The sequence below is a fragment of the Streptomyces sp. NPDC007162 genome (genome assembly GCF_040634175.1).
GTDB lineage: Bacteria > Actinomycetota > Actinomycetes > Streptomycetales > Streptomycetaceae > Streptomyces.
This window is the reverse complement of record NZ_JBEYFC010000788.1, coordinates 1-2971: the sequence shown is the minus strand read 5'-3', so window position 1 is coordinate 2971 and position 2971 is coordinate 1. Positions and strand designations below refer to the sequence as shown.

Below are 2971 nucleotides of genomic sequence, written 5' to 3'. Positions count from 1 at the left end.
GACGTCTTCAGCAAGGGCTTCATCTGCCCGAAGGGCGCCTCCTTCGGCGCCGTGGACGCCGACCCCGACCGCCTGCGCACCCCCCTCGTCCGCCGAAACCCTCCGCCGGGAGGGCCACATCGGCCCCCTCACCCTCATGGGTGACGAACCCGCCGCCCCCTACGACCGCCCGCCCCTGTCCAAGGAGATCCTCTCCGGCGCCTGGAGCCCCGACCGGCTGCCGCTGCGCACCCCTGCCGACCTCGACGCCCTCGACCTGGACGCCCGCTACGGCCACGAGGCCATCGGGGCGGACGTCGCGGCCCGGACAGTGCTGCTGTCCGACGGCTCCGAAGTGCCGTACGACGGACTGGTCGTGGCCATCGGAGTCCGCCCCCGGCGTCTGCCTGGCCCACCGGCCCACGTCCTGCGCACCCTGGACGACGCCCTCGCCTTCAAGGACCGCCTCGGCCCCGGCCGCACCCTGGCCGTCGTCGGCGCCGGATTCCTCGGCGCCGAAGCCGCCGCCGTGGCAGCCGGCCTGGGCACCCACGTGACCCTCCTGGAACCCGCGCCCGTCCCGCTGGCCCACGCGGTCGGCGAGGACGTCGGCCGCATGCTCGCCCAGGCCCACGTGGACCACGGCGTGGACCTGCGCACCGGGACCAGGGTCAGCGAGATCGTCCCCGGCGGCGTACGCCTCGACGACGGCAGCACGGTGCAGGCCGACACGGTGCTGGTGGCCGTCGGCTCCCGGCCCAACACCGAGTGGCTGACCGGCAGCGGGCTGGGCCTGGACGACGGGCTGGTCTGCGACGCGTACTGCGCCGCCGCGCCCGGGGTGTACGGCGCGGGTGACGTGGCCCGCTGGCACAACCCGCTCTTCGACACGTCGATGCGGATCGAGCACCGCGCGAACGCCGCCGAGCAGGGCATGGCCGCCGCCCGCAACCTCCTGGGCGCCCAGCGTCCCTTCGCGCCCGTCCCCTACTTCTGGTCCGACCAGTACGACATGAAGATCCGCGCCTACGGCTACCTGCGCGGCCACGACGAGATGCGGATCGCCGAAGGCAGCCTGGAACAACAGAAGTTCACCGCTGTCTACCGCACCGGTGACCACCTCGCCGGCGTCTTGACCGTCGGCATGCCACCCAAGAGCATCCGCCCCTGGCAACAGGCCCTCGCCGCCCGCACGCCCTGGCGGCAGGCCGTGTCCCTCCTGGAAGGAGCGGCAGCATGAGCAGCACCACCGGACCATAAGGGCGCGGCGTCGTCGTCACCGGCGCCGGGTCGGGGATCGGACGCGCCACGGCGCTGCGGTTCGCGCAGCTCGGCGACAAGGTCCTCGTCGCCGAGCTCAACGCCGACGGCGCCGAGGCGGTCGTCAAGGAAATCGAAGCGGGCGGCGCCACCGCCCGCGCACACCGCTCCGTTCCTGCTCACCCACGCCGCCCTGCCCCACCTGCTGGCCCGTGGCGACGGCGCCATCGTCAACGCGGCCTCGGAGGCGGCCCTGCGCGGCAGCGCCGCCGGCATCGCGTACAGCGTCTCCAAGCACGGGATCATCGGCCTGACGAAGTCAACCGCGGTTCATGTACCAGGACCGTGGCGTCCGCGTGAACGCCGTCGCCCCCGGCGGCACCCGGACCCACATCACCGACACGGTCACCTTCGATGCGGCCGCCACGAGTCGGCAGGCCGGACGGTCGTCCGGTCCCTGCGGATCCTGGCGCCCGGCACGGTGCCGGTGCCCGAGCCGGCCGACGTCGATCCGGAGCCCGCGACCGCGCCCGCCGGTCCGCCGCGTACCCGAGAGACCGCCTCGGCCGGCTACCGCCGCGCGCTCGCCGCGCACCAGGAGGCGGCGCCGCCGTCGCGGGTGGACCCGCACATCGCGGAAGCGGTGGAGCGGCAGACCGCTGCGATGCGGGAGCTGTCCCGCCGCGCGTTTCCCGAGCCCGACGTCGTGTCGGACGGTGCGCCGGCTTCGATCGAGCAGGTCCGTGCCGAGCGCCGTCGTCAGGCCGACGTCTCCCGCGCCGCGGCCCTGCGCCGGGCCCGCGCGGAGAAGCCCGCAACGCTGCCCAGCAAAGACGTGCTCCAGTCGTTGGGTAGAACGGCATGACCAGCAGAACGGAGACGGATATGACGGATCAGGTGGCGGCATCGCCCTCGCGTACGGGGCCCTCTGGCTGGTGAACGCCCCTGGTGACACGATGAGTTGGCACGATCGGCGAGACGCGACGGGAGCGTTTGTGCAGGCTGACAGGCGGCGGTGCTGAGCAGTGCGGAGTCGGAGGAGCCGCTGATGCTGCTGATGGAGGCCATCGAGTTGGACGTGTTCCGCCACCGCTACGAGGGCGAGACCTTCTGGTGCGGGACTTTGCTCGGTGGCTGCGGTGGTCAGTTGACCACGAAGTTGTACACGGACCTTCTCTGAACTGACACCGTGTCCACATGTGATGGAAGCGTGCGGTCAGTTCACGGATAGCCAGCTCGTCAGCAACCCTGTCAGACACGTGGATGCCTCCCTCGCCACGGGATCAAGCCTGAGCTTGAGGCGCCGCCGGGCTCCAAGGCCATCGGCGGCGCCGTCATGCGCCGCCCACACCGCGTTGTTCACCGGGGGTACCCCGGCGGTCGGCCGGCAGGTGCGGCGTGGCCGCTCCGGGGCACTGTTTCCAGAAGCCCTCGAGGACGTACGGGTCCTTCACCTCGTCGAAGCCGATGGGGCGGAGTGTGTAGTCGCAGGTGAGGGTCCGGTACGGGCTGGTCAGGCTGCGTGCTTCCCACGCGGTGACGTCCTCGTGCAGCTCGGTCTTGTGGATCAACTCCCGCGCGATCGCACCCAACCCCCAGCAGGGCCGTCGCCGGCAGGAAGTCCCCTGACCCGACCAGCTTCTGCACGTAGGTGATGGCCTGGCCCAGCTCCTCGTGCGTGATGCCGTGCCTGAGCGCCACGTCCCCGAACGCCTTCTGAAGATCGTCGAAC

General features: G+C 71.9%; 2 protein-coding genes and 3 pseudogenes. 4 read left to right on the top strand and 1 reads right to left on the bottom strand.

Annotation, left to right across the window (positions count from 1 at the left end):
• Nucleotides 1-85 precede the first annotated feature (85 nt).
• From ABZ646_RS43945 to ABZ646_RS43930, 4 genes and pseudogenes are all read left to right on the top strand, one after another.
• Nucleotides 86-1219 (top strand): annotated as a pseudogene (locus ABZ646_RS43945) (FAD-dependent oxidoreductase); the annotation flags it as partial.
• Between the two features lie 56 nt (nt 1220-1275).
• Nucleotides 1276-1634, top strand: a pseudogene (locus ABZ646_RS43940) (SDR family NAD(P)-dependent oxidoreductase); the annotation flags it as partial.
• Nucleotides 1635-1663: 29 nt separating this feature from the next.
• Nucleotides 1664-2104, top strand: a pseudogene (locus ABZ646_RS43935) (DUF721 domain-containing protein); the annotation flags it as partial.
• Between the two features lie 183 nt (nt 2105-2287).
• Nucleotides 2288-2419, top strand: a complete 132-nt coding sequence (locus tag ABZ646_RS43930) for a hypothetical protein (RefSeq protein WP_360532635.1) — start codon at nt 2288-2290, stop codon at nt 2417-2419.
• A 154-nt stretch (nt 2420-2573) separates the two neighbouring features.
• On the opposite strand, the gene ABZ646_RS43925 is transcribed toward ABZ646_RS43930, so the two are convergent.
• Nucleotides 2574-2810: a hypothetical protein gene (locus tag ABZ646_RS43925; protein ID WP_360532632.1), complete on the bottom strand. Its 237-nt coding sequence runs from the start codon at nt 2808-2810 to the stop codon at nt 2574-2576.
• Between the last annotated feature and the right edge of the window lie 161 nt (nt 2811-2971).